Below are 21404 nucleotides of genomic sequence, written 5' to 3' on the forward strand. Positions count from 1 at the left end.
TTAAATCTTTATCTCCACATCAACACCAGATGCTAAATCTAGTTTCATTAAAGCCTCTACAGTTTGAGGTGTAGGTTCAATGATATCAATTAATCTTTTATGTGTTCTTGTTTCAAATTGCTCTCTACTTTTTTTATCAATGTGTGGTCCTTTTAAAACTGTATATCTTTCAATTCTAGTTGGTAGTGGTATTGGCCCTTTAACTGTGGCACCCGTCCTCTTAACAGTGTTTACAATTTCTTCGGTAGAGGCGTCTAAGATCTTATTGTCGTAAGCTCTTAATTTAATTCTAATGTTTTGTTTTTCCATAATATTTATCCAGCAATCTTTTTAGTTACTTCATCCTGCACGTTTTGTGGGACTTTGGAGTAATGATCAAAGAACATTGAGTATTGAGCTCTTCCTTGAGACATTGATCTTAAGCTGTTTATATATCCAAACATATTCGCTAAAGGAACCATTGCAGTTATAACAGTCGCATTTCCTCTGCTTTCTTGCTCACTTATTTGACCTCTTCTACTATTTAAATCACCAATAACATCACCCATGTAATCTTCAGGAGTTACAACTTCAACTCTCATTACTGGTTCTAATAATTTCAATCCACCTCTGGTACAAGCTTCTTTAAAGCAAGCTCTACCAGCAAGCTCAAATGCAAGAACACTTGAGTCAACATCATGGTGTAATCCATCTAAAATTGTAACTTTGAAATCAATCATCGGAAATCCTGCTAAAATTCCACCGTCAGATATTGTTTCAATACCTTTCTCAACACCTGGAATAAACTCTTTAGGAATTGATCCACCTTTAATTTTGCTATCAACTTCTCTACCTTTACCTGGTTCTTGAGGTTCTACTAAAAGTTTAACTTTTGCAAACTGTCCTGCACCACCACTTTGTTTTTTATGTGTATACTCAAACTCAGATGCATTTTGAATAGTTTCACGGTAAGCAACCTGAGGTGCTCCAATATTTGCCTCAACATTAAATTCTCTTTTCATTCGATCAACAATAATATCTAGGTGTAGTTCTCCCATACCTTTAATTATTGTTTGGCCAGATTCTTCATCTGAAGTCACTCTAAATGATGGGTCTTCTTTCGCTAATCTTGCTAATGCTTCACCCATTTTTTCTTGGTCAGCTTTTGTTTTAGGTTCTACCGCAATTTCAATTACTGGCTCAGGAAACTCCATTGGCTCAAGTAAAACTGGGTTAGCCTCATCACATAAAGTGTGACCAGTTATTGTGAATTTAAGACCAGCTAATGCAACGATATCACCAGCATTTGCCTCTTTAATATCCTCTCTAGAATTTGCATGCATTAAAAGCATTCTGCCAACTCTTTCTTCTTTTTCTTTTGAAGTATTATAAACTGCAGTTCCAGTTTTAATTGTTCCAGAGTAAATTCTTATAAAAGTTAATGATCCAACAAATGGATCGTTCGCAACTTTAAAAGCTAAAGCTGAAAAACCAGCCCCATCATCAAATTTCATTTCAACTACATCTTCAGTTCCAGGTTTTGTTCCATTAATAGAGCCGATATCAACAGGACTTGGGAGATAATTAATAACTGCATCAAGTAACGGCTGAACACCTTTGTTTTTAAATGCTGAACCAGTAGTTATTGGAACAAAACTAAAATTTAGCGTTCCTTTTCTTATGCATTTAACTAAATCTTCTTCTTTAATTTCTTCGCCATTTAAATAGCTTTCCATTAATTTTTCATCCTGTTCAACAGCAGTCTCAACAAGCTCAGTTCTATATTTTTGAGAAATCTCTTTTAAATCATCAGGAATCTCTTTGTATTCCCATTCTGCACCTAAAGCTTCATTTTTCCAAACTTGGGCTTTCATCTTAACTAAGTCAACAACTCCAACTAAATCAGCTTCCATACCAATTGGAACTTGTATAACCAGAGGTTTGCAACCAAGTCTATCTCTAATCATATCTACGCATCTATAAAAATCTGCACCAGTTCTATCTAACTTATTTACAAAACAAATTCTTGGAACTTTATATTTATCAGCTTGTCTCCATACTGTTTCTGATTGTGGTTCAACACCAGCAACACCGTCAAAAACACATACAGCACCATCTAAAACTTTTAATGATCTTTCAACTTCAATGGTAAAATCTACGTGACCAGGAGTATCAATAATATTAATTCTATGATCGTTCCAGAAACAAGTAGTTGCAGCGGATGTAATTGTAATTCCTCTTTCTTGTTCTTGCTCCATCCAATCCATTGTTGCTGCACCATCATGGACTTCACCAATTTTGTGACTTTTTCCAGTATAATACAAAATTCTTTCAGTAGTTGTGGTTTTACCAGCATCAATATGAGCCATAATTCCAATATTACGATATGTATTTAATGTATTAATTCTAGCCATAATTTTTTACCACCTAAAATGAGCGAAAGCCTTATTCGACTCAGCCATTTTATGCACATCTTCTCTTTTTTTAACTGCTGATCCTTTTTTTTCATACGCGTCATACAGTTCGTTAAAAATTTTATCAGACATATGTTTGTCTTTTCTTTTTCTTGAAGCGTCAACTAACCATCTAATAGCAAGTGCTTGAGCACGGTTGTTTTTAACTTCAACAGGAACTTGGTACGTTGCACCACCAACTCTACGAGATCTAACTTCAACAGTAGGTTTGATATTATTTATTGCTTCATTAAAAACATTAATTGGCTCTTCTTTAGTTTTTGATTTGATTTTTTCAATTGCTTCATAAACAATTTTCTCAGCAACAACTTTTTTTCCATCATACATAATAGAATTAATTAATTTAGGAATAATAGTAGATTTAAATATTGGGTCTGGGGTGACAACTTTTTTTGGTTGTGTTTTTTTTCTAGACATAATTATTTACCTTTTTTAGTTCCATATAGAGATCTACGTTTCTTTCTACCTGCTACAGCTTGTGTATCTAAATTTCCTCTAAGAATATGATAACGAACACCAGGTAGATCTTTAACACGACCACCTCTAATTAAAACTACTGAGTGTTCTTGGAGATTATGCCCTTCACCACCGATGTAAGCTGTGACTTCAAAGCCATTTGAAAGTCTAACTCTTGCAACTTTTCTTAATGCAGAATTCGGTTTTTTAGGAGTTGTTGTATAAACTTTAAGACACACACCTCTTTTTAGAGGTTGTTTTTCGAGTGCAGGAACTTTATTTCTTGCAACCGGTCTAGTTCTTTTCTTTCTTAGCAACTGGTTAATAGTTGGCATAAATTTTTTTAATTAATTAATTTATTTTTGAATGAAAATAACTGACAGGTTATTTTGTGGCAGCGTTTAGTTCCGTAAAGTAGGTACTACATTCCAACCAAAAACATCGTCAAAATACTATTAAATCTCTGATTGTCAAACTAAAACTACAAGTTAAACGTGTTTTTTTTATTAAGTTGCTGGAGTTTCGGTAGCTTCTGCAGGCTCAATTTTTTCCTGATCAGCTAAAAATTTATTGTCAGCTTCAATGGCATTTTCATTCCATCTATTCTTGATATGACCTGTTCCAGCTGGAACCAATCTACCAACAATAACGTTCTCCTTTAAGCCGTTTAAAGGGTCAACTTTACCTTTAATTGCAGCGTCAGTTAAAACTCTTGTAGTTTCTTGGAATGAAGCTGCAGAGATAAATGACTCTGTTTGAAGTGAGGCTTTAGTAATACCCATTAAAACTCTTTCACCAGAGGCAGGATTTTTTCCTTCAGCGACTAGTTTTTCATTTGCATTATCAAACTTAATTCTGTCAATCATTTCACCAGGTAAGTAAGACGAATCGCCTGATTCTTTAATCTCAACTTTTTTAAGCATTTGTCTTAATATTGTTTCAATATGTTTATCGTTAATAACCACACCTTGTAATCTGTAAACTTCTTGAACTTGATTAACAAAGTATTCTGTTAAATCTTTAATTCCTAAAATTCTCAAAATATCATGAGGCAAAGGCTGACCATCTAATAGGTACTCACCCTTTTTAATTTTCTCACCTTGGTTAAAATTAATATGTTTACCTTTAGGTATTAAATAATTTGAAGGCTCACCAGTATCTGGTTGAATTGAAATTTTTTGTTTACCTCTTACTTCTTTACCAAATAATACTTGTCCATCGTTCTCAGCAATAATTGCGCTATCTTTAGCTTTTCTGGCTTCAAATAATTCAGCTACACGAGGCAATCCTCCAGTAATATCTTTTGTTTTAGTTGTTTCTTTTGGAAGTCTGGCAATTATATCGCCTGCAAATATTTTTTGACCATCTTTAACAGAAAGAATTGAATCAGGAACCAAATAGTATCTTGCTTCATTGTCATCTGCTTTTTTAATAACATTACCTTTTTCATCTCTTAAAGTTATTCTTGGTTTTAAATCTGTATTTTTAGATTGAGCTCTCCAATCAACAACTGACTTAGATGAAATACCGGTAGCATCATCAGTTGTTTCCTGAATAGAAATACCATCAATTAAATCTACATACCCGGCTATACCACTTTTTTCCGCAATGACTGGTGTTGTATAAGGGTCCCACTCACAAATTTTTTCATTCGTTTTTACTTTATCATCATTTTGGAAAAATAATTTTGATCCATAAGAGACTTTATAAATTGCGACTTGAACACCATTATCATCTTCAATTGATAACTGAGTATTTCTTCCCATAACAATTAGGTTTTTCTTTGAATCTTCCAATAAGTTTGAATTTAAAATTTTTAAAGTTCCTGCTGTTTTTGTTACAATTTGAGATTCTTGCTTAACAGAAGCAGTACCTCCAACGTGGAAGGTTCTCATTGTTAACTGAGTACCTGGCTCACCAATTGATTGGGCTGAAATCATACCTATTGCTTCACCAACGTGAACCATTTTTCCTCTAGATAGATCTCTTCCATAACAAGTAGCACAAACACCAATTTTAGAACTACAAGTCATAACGGAATAAGCTTTGATAAATTTAACACCAGCTGCATCAATTTTATCACAACCTGATTCATCAATCATAGTTTCTTTTTTAATAACTATTTCACCAGTGATAGGATTTTTTACATCAAAAGCTGTTACTCTTCCAAGTGCTCTTTCTGATAAACTAACAACAACATTTCCACCTTCTAAAATTTCTGCTAACTCAATAAACCCTGGATTATCACACTTAATTTTAGAAATTGTAAGGTCTTGAGCTACATCACAGAGTCTTCTTGTTAAATAGCCTGAGCTTGCAGTCTTTAGAGCTGTATCAGCTAAGCCTTTTCTGGCTCCGTGTGTTGAGTTGAAATATTCTAAAGCAGTTAAACCTTCTTTGAAGTTAGAAATAATTGGAGTTTCAATAATTTCACCAGATGGTTTTGCAATAAGACCTCTCATACCAGCTAACTGTTTCATTTGCGCAGCTGAACCTCTAGCTCCACTATCAGCCATCATAAACACAGAGTTAATCTTCATGCCATCAGGAGTACTTTCAGTAGCGGAGATACCTCTCATCATTTCACCAGCTACTTTGTCTGTACATTTTGACCAAGCATCAACAACTTTGTTGTATTTTTCACCTCTAGTAATTAAACCCTCTGAATATTGATTTTCATAATCAGCAATTAATTTTTTAGTATCATCAATCAATTGACCTTTATTCGTAGGGATAACTAAATCATCTTTACCGAAAGAAATACCTGCTTTAAATGCATGTTTAAATCCTAAATCTTTTAAATGATCACAAAAAATAACTGTGGTTTTCTGACCACAAAATCTAAAAACACTATCAATAATTTCTGAAACAGTTTTTTTAGGAAGTAGTCTATCTATCATTGAAAAAGTAATGTCTTTATTTTTTGGTAATAGATTAGCTAGTAAAAATCTCCCAGCAGTTGTTGTATATTTTTCAACTTTCTTGTTACCTTTTTTATCAAGTGTTTCAAACCTTGAGACAATAGTAGAGTGTACTTTTATTTGACCAGTTGATAAAGCATGTTCAATTTCATCATTATTTATAAAGTAACCATCTGGCTTGTCAGTTTGAAAAGGCGCTTGAGATAAATAGTATAAACCTAAAATCATATCCTGACTCGGCACAATAATAGGTTTTCCATTTGATGGACTTAAAATATTGTTTGTCGACAACATTAGAATTCTAGCTTCAAGTTGAGCTTCTAAGCTTAGAGGAACGTGAACAGCCATTTGGTCACCATCAAAATCAGCATTAAAGGCTGCACAACATAATGGGTGCAGTTCAATTGCATCTCCCTCAATTAACTTAGGTTCAAAAGCTTGAACTCCTAGTCTGTGAAGCGTTGGTGCACGGTTTAATAAAACTGGGTGCTCTCTTACAATAAGTTCTAACGCATCCCAAACAGCATTAGTTTCTTTTTCTACTAATTTTTTTGCTTGTTTAATTGTAGAAGCTAAACCTAATTTATTTAATCTAGCATATAAAAATGGTTTGAATAATTCTAAAGCCATCTTTTTCGGCAAGCCACACTCGTGAAGTTTAAGGTCTGGGCCAACAACAATTACAGATCTTCCAGAATAATCTACTCTTTTTCCTAATAAATTTTGTCTAAATCTACCTTGTTTACCTTTAAGCATCTCTGCTAAAGATTTAAGTGGACGTTTACCAGTTCCAGTAATTACTCTTCCTCTACGACCATTATCAAATAAAGCATCAACAGATTCTTGAAGCATTCTTTTTTCATTTCTAACGATAATATCAGGGGCTTTTAAATCCATTAATCTCTTAAGACGATTATTTCTGTTTATAACTCTTCTATAAAGGTCATTAAGATCAGAGGTTGCAAATCTTCCACCATCTAATGGAACTAATGGTCTTAATTCAGGAGGAATAACAGGTATCACAGTTAAAATCATCCATTCAGGTTTTTGTCCTGTTTCAATAAATGACTCTATTAACTTCAGTCTTTTAATTGACCTTTCTTCATTAACTTTAGATTTTGTTTCCTTAATTGTGTTAATTAAAATCTTTCTTTCTTGTTCTAAATCTAAAGATCTTAAAATATTAAGAATTGCTTCAGCACCAATGCCTGCTTCAAAAGATTCTTCACCGAACTCATCTTGATATTTAGCTAACTCTTCTTCATTAAGTAATTGGTTTTTTTGAAGACCAGTTAAACCAGGTTCGGTAACTATAAAATTTTCAAAATAAAGAACTCTTTCAACTTCTTTAAGCTTCATATCAACAGCTAATGAAATTCTACTAGGTAATGATTTTAAAAACCAAATGTGTGCAACAGGAGTAGCAAGGTTTATGTGACCCATTCTCTCTCTTCTTACGTTTGATTTTGTTACCTCAACACCACATTTTTCACAAATAATTCCTCTAAACTTCATACGTTTATACTTACCGCACAAACACTCGTAATCTTTTATTGGTCCAAAAATTCTAGCACAAAACAAACCATCTTTTTCTGGTCTAAAAGTTCTGTAGTTAATAGTTTCAGGTTTTTTAATTTCACCGTATGTCCAAGATTTAATTTTTTCAGGGCTAGCTAAAGTAATCTTAATGCTATTAAAATTTTGAGCTTCAGAAACTTCACTATTCTTAAATAAGTCTGTTAATTCTTTTTTCATATTTAATTTAACTCTATGTTTAATGCTAATGATTTAATTTCTTTAACTAGAACGTTGAACGACTCAGGTATTCCTGATTCAAAATTCTCTTCACCTTTTACAATTGTTTCGTAAACTTTAACTCTTCCAGCAACATCGTCTGATTTAACTGTTAAAATTTCCTGTAATGTATACGAAGCTCCATAAGCTTCGAGTGCCCATACTTCCATTTCACCAAATCTTTGTCCACCAAGTTGTGCTTTACCACCCAAAGGTTGTTGAGTTACAAGACTATAAGGTCCTGTAGATCTTGCATGAATTTTATCTTCCACAAGGTGATGAAGTTTTAACATATAGATAATTCCAACAGTTACTGGTCTATCAAACATTTCACCGGTTCTTCCATCCCACAAATTGGTCTGTCCAGACGTGGGTAATTTAGCTAATTCAAGCATTTCAGAAACATCTTTTTCTTTAGCTCCATCAAATACTGGAGTTGAAATTGCTATACCATTTTGTAGGTTTTCACATAAATCTGCAAATTCAGTCTTATTTAACTTGTCAATGCCTCCATCAAAAACTTCTTTTCCATAAACTGATGTTAAAAAGGATGAAATTTTCTGAGTTTTTTCAAATTTTTTATTATTTTCATTTACTAGCCTTTTAACTTCTTCACCAAATTCTTTACAAGCCCAACCAAGGTGAGTTTCCAAGATTTGACCTACATTCATACGACTTGGAACTCCAAGTGGGTTTAATACAATATCAACTGGTCTTCCATCTTCTCTATAAGGCATGTCTTCAACAGGCACAATTTTGCTAACTACACCTTTGTTTCCATGTCTACCTGACATTTTATCACCAGGTCTTAATCTTCTTTTAATTGCAACAAAAACTTTTACCATTTTCATCACACTAGGTAGTAAATCATCACCACTTCTAATTTTTAAAACTTTATCTTCAAATCTTTCTTGAATATCTTGTTTTGCTTGATTGTATTGATCTTTTAATTGAGCAACACTTGCTTCATCATTAACATTACCTACTGTTATTTTGAATATATCATTAATATTAATCTTATTAATTATATCAAGATTAAGTTTGGTACCTTCGTCTAAATCTTTAATTTTTTTAGTTAAAGAAGCTCCAGACAAAATCTGGTTAGCTCTTTGCTTTATACTTCTTTCTAATATTTCTTCCTCTACAATTTTATCTTCTTGGACAATTTCAATTTCTGCTCTTTCGATTGTTATAGATCTTTCATCTTTTTCTATACCATGTCTGTTGAATACTCTGACATCAACAATCGTTCCACTGCTTCCTCTAGACATTTTTAAAGAAGTATCAGTTACGTCAATTGCTTTTTCACCAAAAATTGATCTTAATAATTTTTCTTCAGGTCCTGATGCTGAATCACCTTTTGGTGTAACTTTACCAACTAATATGTCTCCAGCTTTTACTTCAGCGCCAATATAAACTATCCCAGATTCATCAAGATTTTTTAAAGCTTCTTCATTTACATTTGGAATATCTCTAGTGATTTCTTCTTCACCTAACTTTGTATCTCTAGCCATGACTTCATATTCAACGATGTGAACTGATGTAAATACATCGTCTGTAACACATCTTTCTGAAATTAGAATAGAGTCTTCAAAGTTGTAACCTTGCCAAGGCATAAATGCTACAGTCACATTTTTTCCAAGTGCTAATTCACCTAGTTTAGTAGATGGTCCGTCAGCAATAATATCACCTGATTTAACCTTATCACCTACTCTAACAAGTGGTTTTTGGTTAATACATGTGTTTTGGTTTGATCTTTTAAATTTTTGTAGGTTATAAATATCTACACCTGATTTTGTGAAATCTGTTTCTTCAGTTGCTTTAATTACAATTCTTTTTCCATCAATTTTATCAACAGTGCCATCACGATTAGCAACTATAGTAACGCCTGAGTCAAGAGCTACGTCACTTTCAATACCAGTACCAACTAATGGAGATTCTGGTTTTAAAAGAGGGACTGCTTGTCTCATCATGTTAGATCCCATTAGGGCTCTGTTCGCATCATCATTTTCCAAGAAAGGGATTAGTGATGCTGCTACAGAAACCAACTGTTTAGGCGAAACATCAATGTAATCAATTTTTTCTGGTTTTGATAAAACGAAGTTTAAGTTTTCTCTGCAAGGAACAAGTTCTTCTAAAATTTTTCCATTCTTATCAAGTTTGGCATTAGCTTGTGCAATTGTAAATTTTGTCTCTTCCATCGCTGATAGATACTCAACTTTATCTTGAACTATACCATTCTGTACTTTTTTATATGGGCTTTCAATAAAGCCATATTTATTAATCTTAGCATAAGTAGATAAACTATTAATCAAACCAATATTTGGTCCTTCTGGTGTTTCAATTGGACAAATTCTTCCATAGTGAGTTGGGTGAACATCACGGACATCAAATCCAGCTCTTTCTCTTGTTAGTCCGCCTGGTCCTAAAGCTGAAACTCTTCTTTTGTGTGTAATTTCAGATAGTGGATTTGTTTGATCCATAAATTGTGAAAGTTGTGAACTTACAAAAAAATCTTTAAGGGAAACAGTTAAAGGTTTTGCATTAATTAAATCTTGAGGCATTGCTGATTCAATATCAAGAGTTGTCATTTTTTCCTTAATAGCTCTTTCCATTCTATAAACACCAATACGCGCTTGGTTTTCAACAAGTTCACCAACAGACCTTACTCTTCTGTTACCTAGATGATCAATATCGTCAACCTCATCTTTACCATCTCTTAAATCTAACATTTTGTGAACAATGGCAATTATGTCATCATTTCTTAAAATTGTAATTTTATCAGAACATTCAAGGCTCAATCTTGAATTCATTTTAACTCTACCCACATCTGAAAGATCATACCTATCTGAACTAAAGAATAAGTTGTTGAATATTTGAGTAGCAATCTCAATTGTTGGTGGTTCGCCAGGTCTTAAAACTTTATAAATTTCAGTAATTGCATCATTTTTAGAATTATTTTTATCATTTAATATTGTTGATAATAAATAAGGACCTTTATTGATAGAATTTGTAATAGAAATCTCAATTGAATTTATGCTAGCTTCTAAGATTTGTTTGATAATAGTGTCATTTAACTCGGTACCAATTCCAAAGGTTCCTTCTTCTTCATCGTCACTAACTTTAACTTCATTATGTAAATGTTTTCCAATTAAAGATTCTTGAGATACTAAAATGTCTTTAAGTCCATCTGTAGCTATTTTTTTTGCACTTAAAAAATTAATCTTATCCCCAAGCTTAATTATAACATTTCCAGTTTTAGCATCGGTAACTTCTTCAGAAAAATTTTTAGCTTTATAGTTTTCAGGATTAAATTTAGTTTTCCATTTACCTGATTTTGCATCAAATGAATAAGTGTCTTTATCATAAAACTCATCGGCTATTTCGGGTTTAGTTAAACCTAAAGCCATCAAAAGAGTTGAAGCAAGTATTTTTTTCTTTCTATCTATCTTGAAATATAAGAAATCTTTAACATCGTATTCTAAATCTAACCAAGATCCCCTGTTAGGAATAACTCTACAGTTAAATAATAATTTACCACTTGCATGTGATTTACCTTTGTCATGATCAAAGAAAACTCCAGGGCTTCTATGCATTTGGTTAACAACAACTCTTTGAACACCATTAGTTATAAAGGTTCCACTATCAGTCATCATAGGTACTTCACCCATGTAAACTTCTTGTTCTTTTGCAGATAAGATATCTTTAGTATTGTTTTCTTGATCTATCTCGTAGACAACCAATCGTAAAGTACATTTTAATGCTGACGTAAAAGATAATCCTCTTTGGATACATTCTTCAGTATCAAATTTTGGCTTTTCAAGTCTATAAGAAATATATTCTAATGTTGCTTTATCATTTAGATCCTCTATTGGAAAAATACTTTTAAAAACCCTATCAAATCCTTTTGATAAATCCCCCGCTTCACTATCAAAGTCTGTAAGCTGTTTGTATGAATTTTTTTGAACTTCAATTAGATTTGGAATAGATAAAGTTTCTACAAGCTTTCCAAAGCTTTTTCTTACATTTTTCTTCTGAGTAAAAGATAATTGCATTTATTACTAATCACTGGTTAATAAATTAAACAGTTTATAAAGTCTTTCTAATTAATTTATTTAAGTTCTACTTTTGCACCAGCTGCTTCTAACTTAGTCTTAAGTTCTTCAGCATCTTTTTTATTTACACCAGATTTCACTTCTTTTGGAGCACCTTCAACTAAATCTTTTGCTTCTTTAAGACCTAATGATGTTGCTGCTCTAACTTCTTTAATAACATTTATTTTTTTATCACCAGCTGAAATTAACATAACTGTAAAATCATCTTTAGCTTCTTCAGCTGCTCCACCACCTGCTGCGACTGGTGCTGCTGCAGCCATAGCTGTAACACCCCATTTTTCTTCAAGTTGTTTTGAAAGTTCAGCTGCTTCAACAACAGTTAAACTTGATAAATCTTCAATAATTTTATTTAGATCAGGCATATTTTTTTTTACTCTTTAGGTTGTTTTTTAAGAATTTTCTGGGCTCAAACTACTCATTTTTTCGGAACGTGCAAGCAAAATACTTGTAAATTTTGACGCTGGTGCTGCTAAAATACCGACAATATTTGCTCTAGCTTCATCTAATGTTGGAAGATTAGCTACATTCTGGACTCCAGCTTGATCTAAAACATCGCTACCCATAATTCCACCTAAAAGTTTTAGGTTTTCATTAGTTTTTGCAAATTTTGATAAAATTCTAGCTGACATTATAGCATCATCAGAAAAAGCTACAGCCGTCGCCCCAGTAAATAGATTGGAAAGATCTTTACACTTCGTTTTTTCAAGTGCTAGCTTAGTGATTCTATTTTTGGTAATCTGAAATTTAATGCCGTGCTCTCTCATTTGAGCTCTTAGCTCATCTAGCTGAGTCATTGTAAGACCTTGGTAGTGTGTTACCATTACAGCTTCATTATTTTGAAACTGAGCTTCCATTTCACTAATATAATTCTTTTTTTGTTCCTTGTTCATCATAACTATATAACTTTTCCTAATTTAACTTTATACGAAACACCCATACTAGATGTTACAAAAGTATTTTTAATTAAATCACCTTTTAAAGTAAGGTTACCTTTTTCTTTTTCTAAAGTGTCTAAAATAGTATAATAATTTTTTAATAGCTGATCGTCATGGAAAGATTTTTTTCCAATGCTAACACCAATATTTCCGTCTTTATCATTTCTAATTTCAGCTTGACCAGACTTAGCATCGGTTACTGCTTGTTTTACATCGTCAGAAACAGATCCAAGTTTTGGATTGGGCATAAGACCTTTTGGTCCTAAAACTTTTCCAAGCTTTGAAAGTTTAACCATCATTCCAGGTGTACAAATTAATTTCTCAAAATCTAGCTCACCTGCTTTAATTTTATCAATAAACTCATCACTTCCAACTATATCCGCACCTGCATCCTTAGCCTCTTGTGCTTTATCATCCTCACATACAACAGCGACTTTTACTTTTTTACCAGTTCCACCAGGTAAGTTAACTACCGTTCTTATATTGACCTCACCTTTTTTTTGTTTGTTATTAACTTGAAAAGATAGATCGATAGACTCATCAAATTTTGTAGTACAGTTCTTTTTAACATTTGATAATAATTTTTCTATCAATTCAGAAGCTAGATCCTTAGTTTTTTCTGGTAATTTTTTAAATCTCTTTGATGCCATTAGTCTTTAACCTCTATACCCATTGATCTTGCTGAACCTGCAATAATTTTTACAGCTTGTTCTAAACTATGCGCATTAAGATCTTTCATTTTTTGTGTTGCAATTTCTTCTGCTTGTTTTTTTGTAATTGATCCAGCTATACTTCTACCAGGTTCTTTTGATCCACCTTTAAGTTTTGCAGCCTCTTTAATAAAGTGAGATGCTGGTGGAGATTTTATTTCGAAATCAAATTTTTTATCTTTGTAGACTGTAATAATAACAGGGATTGGCTTTCCAGCAAATGCTTTTGTTTTATCGTTAAAAGCTTTGCAAAATTCCATTATGTTAATTCCACGTTGACCTAATGCAGGACCAACTGGTGGAGCAGGATTAGCTTGTCCTCCCATAATTTGTAATTTTATATATCCACTAATTTCTTTTGCCATTAACTTGCTTTCTCTACTTGGTTATATTCTAAATCAACTGGTGTTGGTCTCCCAAATATTGAAACAGAAACCTTAAGTCTTGATTTCTCTTCATCTATATCTTCAACCATACCACTGAATGATGCAAAAGGACCGTCAACAACCTGAACTTTTTCACCAATGCTGTATTCTATACCAGATTTTGGCTGAGCTACACCATCTTTTATTTGTCCTAAAATTTTTTCTATTTCTTTATCAGAAACAGGAACAGGAATACCTTTTGAACCTAAAAATCCACTAACACGCTTTAAATTTTTAATCATATGATATAGATCATTGTCCATTTCACTTTTAATTAAAACATAACCAGGAAAGTATTTCTTTTTTCTCTGAATTCTCTTTCCTCTTTTTACTTCTGTTACATCATGTGTAGGAACAACAATTTCTTCAATTTTATCAGAAATTTTTGCTTTTTCAGCTTCTTCTTTAATTAATCCAGCAACCTTATTCTCAAAATTTGAGTGAGATTGAACAATATACCAATTTTTCATTAAATACTTACCTTTAGTAAAGCTTCCAATAAAAATTTAAGCACTTGATCAAGAAGTAAAAAGAAAAGAGACATAATAACTGCCATAGCAAAAACCATTAATGCACCTTGCATTGTCTCTTTTCCAGTAGGCCAAGAAACTTTAAATGCTTCTTGTTTAACTTCTTGGATAAATTTTATCGGGTTTTTCATAATATACTGTTTAGCTTATTGGCAGGAGCGGAGGGAATCGAACCCTCAACCTCCGGTTTTGGAGACCGGCACTCTACCAATTGAGCTACACTCCTATAGAGTTTACTCTATAATTTTAGTTACTACTCCAGCTCCAACTGTTCTACCACCTTCACGAATAGCAAAGTTTAATTTTTCGCTCATCGCAATTGGAGTGATTAATGTGACGGTGAATTTAGCATCATCACCAGGCATAACCATTTCAGTTCCTGCTGGTAATGTAACTTCTCCAGTTACGTCTGTTGTTCTAAAGTAAAACTGAGGTCTGTATTTAGTAAAGAAAGGAGTATGTCTTCCACCCTCGTCTTTTTTAAGTACATAAGCCTGAGCTTCAAATTTAGTATGTGGTGTAATTGAACCAGTTTTACAAAGAACTTGTCCTCTTTGAATGTCATCTCGCTCAACACCTCTTAATAGAATACCGACGTTATCACCTGCTTCACCAGAATCTAAAAGTTTTCTGAACATTTCAACACCAGTACAAACTGACTTTTTAGTTTCAGTAACACCGACGATTTCAACTTCTTCACCAGTTTTAATAACACCAGATTCAATTCTACCAGTTGCAACAGTTCCTCTACCTGAAATTGAGAAAACATCCTCTACAGGCATTAGGAAAGGTTTGTCAACATCTCTAGCTGGTTGAGGAATAAATTCATCAACAGCTTTCATTAGTTCTAAAATAGAATTTTTTCCAATTTCTTCATCTCTACCTTCAACAGCAGCTAATGCAGATCCTTTAATGATAGGAGTTGTTTCACCAGGATATTTGTAAGAAGTTAAAAGTTCTCTAATTTCTTCTTCTACAAGTTCAATCATATCTTTGTCATCAACTTGGTCTACTTTATTTAAATAAACTACAATTGAAGGAATACCAACTTGTCTTCCTAAAAGAATATGCTCTCTAGTTTGAGGCATAGGACCATCCGCAGCGTTAACAACTAAGATAGCTCCATCCATTTGAGCTGCACCAGTAATCATATTTTTTACGTAGTCAGCGTGACCTGGGCAATCAACATGTGCGTAGTGTCTTTTTTCAGTTTCGTACTCAACGTGTGCAGTTGAAATTGTAATCCCTCTTTCTTTTTCTTCAGGGGCTTTATCAATCTGATCGTAGGCAACCGCTTTTGCTCCACCAAGTTCTGCTAATGTAATTGTGATAGCAGCTGTTAATGTTGTCTTACCGTGGTCGACATGACCAATTGTACCGATGTTACAGTGTGGTTTGTTTCTTACGAACTTTTCTTTTGACATTACTTTTTTACCTCAGTTTTAGTTTTATTAATAATTTCTTTTTTTCTTGGAGCGGGTAAAGAGAATCGAACTCTTACATCCAGCTTGGAAGGCTAGCGTTCTACCATTGAACTACACCCGCACAACATCAAGAATAACACTCCATTGTTATAAAAAATTTTATTGAATGGTGGAGGGGGAAAGATTCGAACTTTCGAAGACCGAAGTCAACGGGTTTACAGCCCGCCCCATTTGACCGCTCTGGAACCCCTCCTTTTTGGGGAAGTGTCCCCTTCTTCAATAAAGCTTCAAACAACATGCGTTTTATATATTTTTATTATGCAATTGCAACACGAGATTTACTGTGAAAATTGAGGAAAATACGTATAAAACATAGTTAATTTTATGAATAAATCATCATTTTTAATAGTTGGTCAACATGCGGTTATTGAGGCTTTAAGAAATCCAAAAAGAAAAGTTTTGAAAGTTTTTTTAACAGAAGAAAGTAAAAAAAATATTCATAGAAAAAACCCAAAGAAAAATGTTCTTGAAGACGTTAAGGTTTATTTTAAATCAAAAAAAGAATTAGATAAGTACACTTCTAAAGATCAAATGATGCATGGTGGCTATATTGCAGAAGTTGAACATTTAGACCAACCCGAATTAAAAGAATTTATAAAAGGAAAAAACAATCTAACATTCGTATGTATAGATGAGGTAACTGATCCAAGAAATATTGGATCACTAATAAGAAGTGCAGCTTCATTCGATATCGATGGTTTGATAGTTAAAGAAAGACAATTTCCATCTGATAGTAAGCTGATGTATAAAGCAGCGAGTGGTTGCATGGAGCATATAAATATATTTGAAGTTTCAAACATTAACTCAACACTTAAAAATTTAAGAGAGAAGAATTTTTGGGTATATGGTTTCGATGCTAAAGGAGATAAAATTTTTACTGATATTAAATGGGGAGGAAAAAGTGTTCTTTTATTTGGCTCAGAAGGGTTTGGCATGAGAGAGCATACTGGTAAGTACACAGATTTTTTGGTTAAGATTGGTATTAATAAAAATGTTGAAAGTCTAAATATATCCAATAGTGCAGCTATAGTTTTTCATCATTTAAACTTTTTAAAAAATAAAAGTTAATTGACTTTTTAAAACATTAGCTATTTTTTAACCTTTTTGAGAATGAATAATTTTTATTTAAAAAATAACTTAGAATAGTTGTAATTATAATAATTAACCCTTGCGATAAATATATATTCCAACTCATTATATTAACTAAAATAGTTAAAAGAATTAAATTTATTATATAAATATAAAAATATACCAAATGAAATCTTAGGTAATTTCTTGCAATTTTTTCTCTTACTTTGAATACAAGAGATCTATATAAAAAAAAATTATTAGTAACGCTAATAATATGAGTTAGAGCTAACAATAAAGAAAAGTTTATAGTCGAAGAAAAATAATGAAATAAAGATACAAAAATAAGGTATCCAAAAATAGTATTATAAGAACCAACTAATAAATATTTAATTTTCTGATTAGAAAGTAAGTTACTTAATGATATAAATTTAAAAATACTCATTAAAAATAATTAGAGTAAATTTCATGTAATCTTAATAAATTATCAGGTTTTTTTTTGAAAAAAGCAATTTTTTTATTTTTATTAGATGCATCAACTAATTTATCAAGTTGATCATCGCATATAATGCACTCATATAACAAAGATATAAAGTGAGATCGTTCCGTTTGACCCTCTATAATAATTTCATTTGTTGAAATTGGACCTGTAAAGTTTTTTATTGAAATATTTAATTCTTCAAGACCTACTTTAAGGATTCGATCTTTAATATTTTCTCTAAATCTAATTATTCCACCTGGTATATGCCACCCTTTACCTGCGTAGTCATCATCTCTCCAGGTGAGTAATAAACCTCTTTCGGGACATTTAATTAAAAGATCAACATTAATATATGGGGTCATTCTTCCAATAAAGTAAAATAGATCATCTGATAATCCTTTATTTGGGTTGCTAACGTCACTCTCTATGTATTCAATATATTTTTTTATGTCTTTCACTTATAAATACCTTTTTTTAGCAAACAATAGTGCAGTTAATATAGCCATAAAATATATTTTTTTTTTAATTAAATAAGGAATTAACACTCCTCCATTAGCAAGCTTCGGTGAATAATTTCTAATCGCATTATAAAATAATTTTTTACGATATATTTTTTTCCAAAATTTATAAGTTTTAAAGAAACTTAAAAATGAATTAATTCTTATACAGGATCTAATAGTATAAATGATTGTGTAAGCAGCAATACAGTGATCTATTTTTTTCTGTATATATAGTAATTCTTCTTTATTTTTAATTAAATATTGTTTGCACGACTTTACTGGTTTTAAAAAAGATGTTTGGTGTTGCAGACTTTTTTTGGTTCCAAATGTTGCTTTATTAAGATTTTTTTTACCAAGAGCTAGTGAATGCAGATACATGGAAAAATTTATGTATTGAATATTTTTTGCTTTAAATAAGAACCTAAAAACAAAATCTGTATCTTCACAAATATGTAATTTTTCATTAAATTGAAGTGTTTTATCTAATTTAAATAATTTTGTTTTATATAGTTTTGCCCAACATGTTGTAAATAAAGAGTTTTTATTAGGTTTAATTAAATAATTATAAAAATATTTTTTTATATCCTTTATCATTAATTCTTTATCTCCATTATAAAAATAATTTTTTAAAATCTTATCTTTATTTAGATAATCAAAATTAAAGGCTATGAGATCACCATATATTTTTTTAGTTAAAATTTTAGTAATTTTGGGATTAATAAAATCATCTCCATCTAAAAAAGTTATATAGTCAGTTTTTTGGGATAATCTAATTCCAATATTTCTACATCTAGAAATGCCTAGGTTTTTTTTATTTATATATATTAAATCTATTAGATTTTTTTTTTTTGCTAATCTTGCAATTTCAATTGATGAGTCTGTTGAGCAATCATCAATTAAAACAATATAAATTGTATTATTTTTTTTTAATACTGATGCTGATTTAATAGCTTTTTCAAGTGTTTCTTCATTATTAAATGAGGTTATGACAATTCCTATTTTCAAGATCTTTTATAAAAATGTTAATAGTATTTTTTAAATGGTATCTTTCCTTTAGCTTGAATCGCTGGGATAATTTCTGGTGCGTCATGAGATCTTCCATTGCAAAAATTACAAGCAGGTAGATATTTAATGCCACTAGTATACTTTATAATATCTTCTTTAGATGCTTCTAGACTTACCCCATTTTTTTCATCAAATGGAATTGCATGTAATCTTTCTGCATTTGAAACAAAAGGACAACGATAAAGTTTGCCATACATAACAGTAAATAAGTTTTTTCCACAACATCTTTCAAAAATATCAATCATACCTTCTTCAGATCTTTTTTGATCTTTTATCACAGCACTATCGGTCCAATTATTTGGTGGTAAAGCCCTATAAGCAATATTCATCTCTTCAAGCAGTCCTGTTACTTTTTCGGTATTTTTCGACAGGGTTCCATAATCTGTTATCGAGAAAACAAGTTTTGGTGTTACATATTTTTTCATCAGTTCAGCTTTTAACGGAATAGTAGCATTTGTATAAATAACTAATTTAGTAATCTTCGTTGTTTCTAAAAAGTAATCAATTATTCTATATATGTCTTTATTAAAAAATGGCTCCCCACCTATTAATCTAACTTCAAAAACATGATCTATTTTAGATGTTAAATTTTCAAAATCTCTGACTATCATCTCATAATTTATATTCTTTGCATCTTGATAATATTGCATTAGATTTGCACAATCCTTACAATTTAAAGTGCATTTTTCTGAAATAACGATGTCTACACTATGTAAAAATTTATTATCTTTATTTAAAAAGCTTTTATGACAAAGTTCTACAGCTTTTAAAGTGTATTCTATAAACTCATCAGACTCACCTGTTAGATTCAAATTCACTTTTTCATTTGACATAAAGTCACCTAGGGCAGACCATTTAATACCTTTAAATTTATTTTCTATCACAGGGATAACGTCTTGAATATCAAGGACAGTTACTAGAATTAGGTCATCAGGATTTATTAATTCTTGAGCTTTCTCTGGGGTATAAACTGATAGGTTATTATACTTAATATTTTGTTTTGCTGCCCCACTATCAATAAATCCTTTTATATTTGATGTAATATTATCTGTTGCCCATTTTCCTGCGGCACCCACACCCCAAATCCAAATATTTTTTTTTTCAGTATCTATTTTCATAAATTATTTTAATATTTTGATTGAGACCCTGTGTCTGTAACAGTTTTTTGTTTAGCATAACTTTCCCAACCCTTTTTATTAAAACCCATATTATATTCTGGTAATCTTAAGTTCATGCATTTATTGCACAAATCTACATTTTTTTTATTTTTATTAATTTCACTAACATTGCTTTCTAAAAAATTTAAAGCAACTATATTTTTGTCTCTCTCCCATACTGTGCAACAAACTGGTACTGATAAATCAGCATTAATATTTATTTGGTTTTCTCTAAATGGGCATGTATTTTTTGGTAGAGGAACTTCAGATGAAGCTTTAATTCCTTCATCTATTGTTACTAATAAATTATTTTGCAGTTGCTGGGTTTGTAAATCTGGTTTTCCATCAAGATGAGAAATAACTCTTTCTAGAGGCATAACTAATGCATATGTTTTTGAAACAACAAATCCTAATTCATCAGCTAATCTTTCCATTTCCTCTACGTTCTCACCACTATTATCTTTATATAGATGGTAATTAATATCAACTAGTGTTTGGGTCTTATATTTATCTAGCAATTTTCTTATTAAATATAAGTTTTGTTTAACTAGATTTATATCACCACCTTGGTGTGTGTTGTTATAAGCATCAGGAAAAAAACCAGATAATGAGACTTTAAGGTAATCTGGGCCCGATTTTATTATTTTTTCTATACGTGATCCAAATTTTATAGACAGGTTGCTAGAAAGTGCCACGGCAACGTTATGTTCATGAACATAATCAATTATTTTATCAATATATGGATGAAGTAATGGTTCGCCCCAACTGTATAAACTTATGTGTGAAATTGAGGGAGTCTCTTTAATGATTTTATCAAAAACATTTTTAAAAATATCTAAATTCATAGATCCTTTTGGAACATCAGTTTCAACAATACTATGAGGACAAGACGCACATTTTAAATTACAAGATCCCAAAATATCAACCGTATAATAAGGAGCCTGTTCATCATAAAAACTTACAACAGGTAAATTCTTAATATCCATTTTTTTAAACTGATTAAGAATTTCTTCTTCTTTTAAGGAAACTGCAACTAGAATTATTACATCTTCATTTGAATCAAGTATTTTTTTTAAATTACTTGGATGATGAACCTCAAAACCATGAACAAATTTACCAACTAATGAAAGATCAGAATCTATAAAATTAAGAATTTGAATATTTTTTTTCTTTAACTGACGCAACGCACCTATACCAGTCATTCTAGCACCCCAAATTATAATCTTTTTATCAGAAACATGATTAAACAATTCATTTCTATTATTAAAGTGCATAACAAACGTTTATATTAATCAAACAAAAGGTTCAAC

Annotated in this window: 19 protein-coding genes and 3 tRNA genes; 1 reads left to right on the forward strand and 21 read right to left on the reverse strand. The window is 31.4% G+C overall.

Annotated elements, in window-relative coordinates:
* The 16 genes from rpsJ to ABXT53_RS03975 form a co-directional block, all read right to left on the reverse strand.
* Positions 1-309 (reverse strand): 30S ribosomal protein S10, encoded by a 309-nt coding sequence (gene rpsJ / locus ABXT53_RS03900; protein WP_415277707.1) that lies wholly within the window; start codon positions 307-309, stop codon positions 1-3.
* Between the two features lie 5 nt (positions 310-314).
* Positions 315-2393, reverse strand: a complete 2079-nt coding sequence (gene fusA / locus ABXT53_RS03905) for an elongation factor G (protein ID WP_415289727.1) — start codon at positions 2391-2393, stop codon at positions 315-317.
* 6 nt (positions 2394-2399) lie between these two features.
* Positions 2400-2870, reverse strand: coding sequence for a 30S ribosomal protein S7 (gene rpsG / locus ABXT53_RS03910; RefSeq protein WP_415289728.1), 471 nt, complete (start codon positions 2868-2870; stop codon positions 2400-2402).
* Between the two features lie 2 nt (positions 2871-2872).
* A complete protein-coding gene (rpsL, locus tag ABXT53_RS03915) occupies positions 2873-3244 on the reverse strand; it encodes a 30S ribosomal protein S12 (RefSeq protein WP_415277709.1) in 372 nt (123 codons plus the stop codon).
* Positions 3245-3415: 171 nt separating this feature from the next.
* Positions 3416-7585: a DNA-directed RNA polymerase subunit beta' gene (rpoC, locus tag ABXT53_RS03920; protein ID WP_415289729.1), complete on the reverse strand. Its 4170-nt coding sequence runs from the start codon at positions 7583-7585 to the stop codon at positions 3416-3418.
* A 2-nt stretch (positions 7586-7587) separates the two neighbouring features.
* Positions 7588-11679, reverse strand: a complete 4092-nt coding sequence (rpoB, locus tag ABXT53_RS03925; RefSeq protein WP_415289731.1) for a DNA-directed RNA polymerase subunit beta — start codon at positions 11677-11679, stop codon at positions 7588-7590.
* Between the two features lie 56 nt (positions 11680-11735).
* Complete coding sequence (rplL, locus tag ABXT53_RS03930) at positions 11736-12101, reverse strand: 50S ribosomal protein L7/L12 (protein WP_415289733.1); 366 nt, start codon at positions 12099-12101, stop codon at positions 11736-11738.
* Positions 12102-12128: 27 nt separating this feature from the next.
* A complete protein-coding gene (rplJ, locus tag ABXT53_RS03935; protein WP_415289735.1) occupies positions 12129-12629 on the reverse strand; it encodes a 50S ribosomal protein L10 in 501 nt (166 codons plus the stop codon).
* A gap of 5 nt (positions 12630-12634) precedes the next feature.
* The gene (rplA, locus tag ABXT53_RS03940) at positions 12635-13324 is read right to left on the reverse strand and encodes a 50S ribosomal protein L1 (RefSeq protein WP_415289737.1); all 690 of its coding nucleotides are present in this window, start codon (positions 13322-13324) and stop codon (positions 12635-12637) included.
* The gene (gene rplK / locus ABXT53_RS03945) at positions 13324-13749 is read right to left on the reverse strand and encodes a 50S ribosomal protein L11 (RefSeq protein WP_415277713.1); all 426 of its coding nucleotides are present in this window, start codon (positions 13747-13749) and stop codon (positions 13324-13326) included. The genes rplA and rplK overlap by 1 nt, the downstream gene beginning before the upstream one ends.
* Positions 13749-14279, reverse strand: a complete 531-nt coding sequence (nusG, locus tag ABXT53_RS03950; RefSeq protein ID WP_415285749.1) for a transcription termination/antitermination protein NusG — start codon at positions 14277-14279, stop codon at positions 13749-13751. The genes rplK and nusG overlap by 1 nt, the downstream gene beginning before the upstream one ends.
* A complete protein-coding gene (gene secE / locus ABXT53_RS03955; protein WP_006996799.1) occupies positions 14279-14470 on the reverse strand; it encodes a preprotein translocase subunit SecE in 192 nt (63 codons plus the stop codon). The genes nusG and secE overlap by 1 nt, the downstream gene beginning before the upstream one ends.
* 19 nt (positions 14471-14489) lie before the next feature.
* A tRNA-Trp gene (locus ABXT53_RS03960) sits at positions 14490-14565 on the reverse strand.
* Positions 14566-14572: 7 nt separating this feature from the next.
* Positions 14573-15763, reverse strand: coding sequence for an elongation factor Tu (gene tuf / locus ABXT53_RS03965; RefSeq protein WP_415289738.1), 1191 nt, complete (start codon positions 15761-15763; stop codon positions 14573-14575).
* Positions 15764-15810: 47 nt separating this feature from the next.
* Positions 15811-15884 (reverse strand) — tRNA-Gly (locus ABXT53_RS03970).
* Positions 15885-15930: 46 nt separating this feature from the next.
* Positions 15931-16016, reverse strand: a tRNA-Tyr gene (locus ABXT53_RS03975).
* Between the two features lie 131 nt (positions 16017-16147).
* Between ABXT53_RS03975 and rlmB the strand changes: the two genes are divergently transcribed.
* A complete protein-coding gene (gene rlmB / locus ABXT53_RS03980; protein WP_415289740.1) occupies positions 16148-16891 on the forward strand; it encodes a 23S rRNA (guanosine(2251)-2'-O)-methyltransferase RlmB in 744 nt (247 codons plus the stop codon).
* A 16-nt stretch (positions 16892-16907) separates the two neighbouring features.
* Here rlmB and ABXT53_RS03985 read toward each other — a convergent pair whose 3' ends face one another.
* The 5 genes from ABXT53_RS03985 to ABXT53_RS04005 are packed head-to-tail and all read right to left on the reverse strand — an operon-like array spanning position 16908 to position 21368.
* Positions 16908-17336: a GtrA family protein gene (locus tag ABXT53_RS03985; protein ID WP_415289741.1), complete on the reverse strand. Its 429-nt coding sequence runs from the start codon at positions 17334-17336 to the stop codon at positions 16908-16910.
* Positions 17336-17830, reverse strand: coding sequence for an NUDIX hydrolase (locus ABXT53_RS03990; protein ID WP_415289742.1), 495 nt, complete (start codon positions 17828-17830; stop codon positions 17336-17338). The genes ABXT53_RS03985 and ABXT53_RS03990 overlap by 1 nt, the downstream gene beginning before the upstream one ends.
* Entirely contained in the window at positions 17831-18877 is a 1047-nt protein-coding gene (locus ABXT53_RS03995; protein ID WP_415289744.1) for a glycosyltransferase family 2 protein, read from the reverse strand.
* Positions 18878-18894: 17 nt separating this feature from the next.
* Positions 18895-20055 (reverse strand): radical SAM protein, encoded by a 1161-nt coding sequence (locus ABXT53_RS04000; protein ID WP_415289745.1) that lies wholly within the window; start codon positions 20053-20055, stop codon positions 18895-18897.
* 8 nt (positions 20056-20063) lie between these two features.
* Positions 20064-21368, reverse strand: a complete 1305-nt coding sequence (locus ABXT53_RS04005) for a radical SAM protein (protein WP_415289747.1) — start codon at positions 21366-21368, stop codon at positions 20064-20066.
* Positions 21369-21404: the final 36 nt, after the last annotated feature.

This window comes from Candidatus Pelagibacter sp. Uisw_136 (genome assembly GCF_047720275.1).
Classification (GTDB): domain Bacteria; phylum Pseudomonadota; class Alphaproteobacteria; order Pelagibacterales; family Pelagibacteraceae; genus Pelagibacter.

Coding starts and splice junctions, on each gene's coding strand:
- rplA (WP_415289737.1), bottom strand. CDS start 13,324: ATGGCATCAAAGAGATTTAAAAAATTACCAGAAAAAACTAAGGATCTA.
- nusG (WP_415285749.1), bottom strand. CDS start 14,279: ATGAAAAATTGGTATATTGTTCAATCTCACTCAAATTTTGAGAATAAG.
- rpsJ (WP_415277707.1), bottom strand. CDS start 309: ATGGAAAAACAAAACATTAGAATTAAATTAAGAGCTTACGACAATAAG.
- rpsL (WP_415277709.1), bottom strand. CDS start 3,244: ATGCCAACTATTAACCAGTTGCTAAGAAAGAAAAGAACTAGACCGGTT.
- tuf (WP_415289738.1), bottom strand. CDS start 15,763: ATGTCAAAAGAAAAGTTCGTAAGAAACAAACCACACTGTAACATCGGT.
- ABXT53_RS04005 (WP_415289747.1), bottom strand. CDS start 21,368: ATGCACTTTAATAATAGAAATGAATTGTTTAATCATGTTTCTGATAAA.
- rpoB (WP_415289731.1), bottom strand. CDS start 11,679: ATGCAATTATCTTTTACTCAGAAGAAAAATGTAAGAAAAAGCTTTGGA.
- fusA (WP_415289727.1), bottom strand. CDS start 2,393: ATGGCTAGAATTAATACATTAAATACATATCGTAATATTGGAATTATG.
- rplK (WP_415277713.1), bottom strand. CDS start 13,749: ATGGCAAAAGAAATTAGTGGATATATAAAATTACAAATTATGGGAGGA.
- ABXT53_RS04000 (WP_415289745.1), bottom strand. CDS start 20,055: ATGAAAATAGATACTGAAAAAAAAAATATTTGGATTTGGGGTGTGGGT.
- rplL (WP_415289733.1), bottom strand. CDS start 12,101: ATGCCTGATCTAAATAAAATTATTGAAGATTTATCAAGTTTAACTGTT.
- rpoC (WP_415289729.1), bottom strand. CDS start 7,585: ATGAAAAAAGAATTAACAGACTTATTTAAGAATAGTGAAGTTTCTGAA.
- rpsG (WP_415289728.1), bottom strand. CDS start 2,870: ATGTCTAGAAAAAAAACACAACCAAAAAAAGTTGTCACCCCAGACCCA.
- rlmB (WP_415289740.1), top strand. CDS start 16,148: ATGAATAAATCATCATTTTTAATAGTTGGTCAACATGCGGTTATTGAG.
- rplJ (WP_415289735.1), bottom strand. CDS start 12,629: ATGAACAAGGAACAAAAAAAGAATTATATTAGTGAAATGGAAGCTCAG.
- secE (WP_006996799.1), bottom strand. CDS start 14,470: ATGAAAAACCCGATAAAATTTATCCAAGAAGTTAAACAAGAAGCATTT.
- ABXT53_RS03985 (WP_415289741.1), bottom strand. CDS start 17,336: ATGAGTATTTTTAAATTTATATCATTAAGTAACTTACTTTCTAATCAG.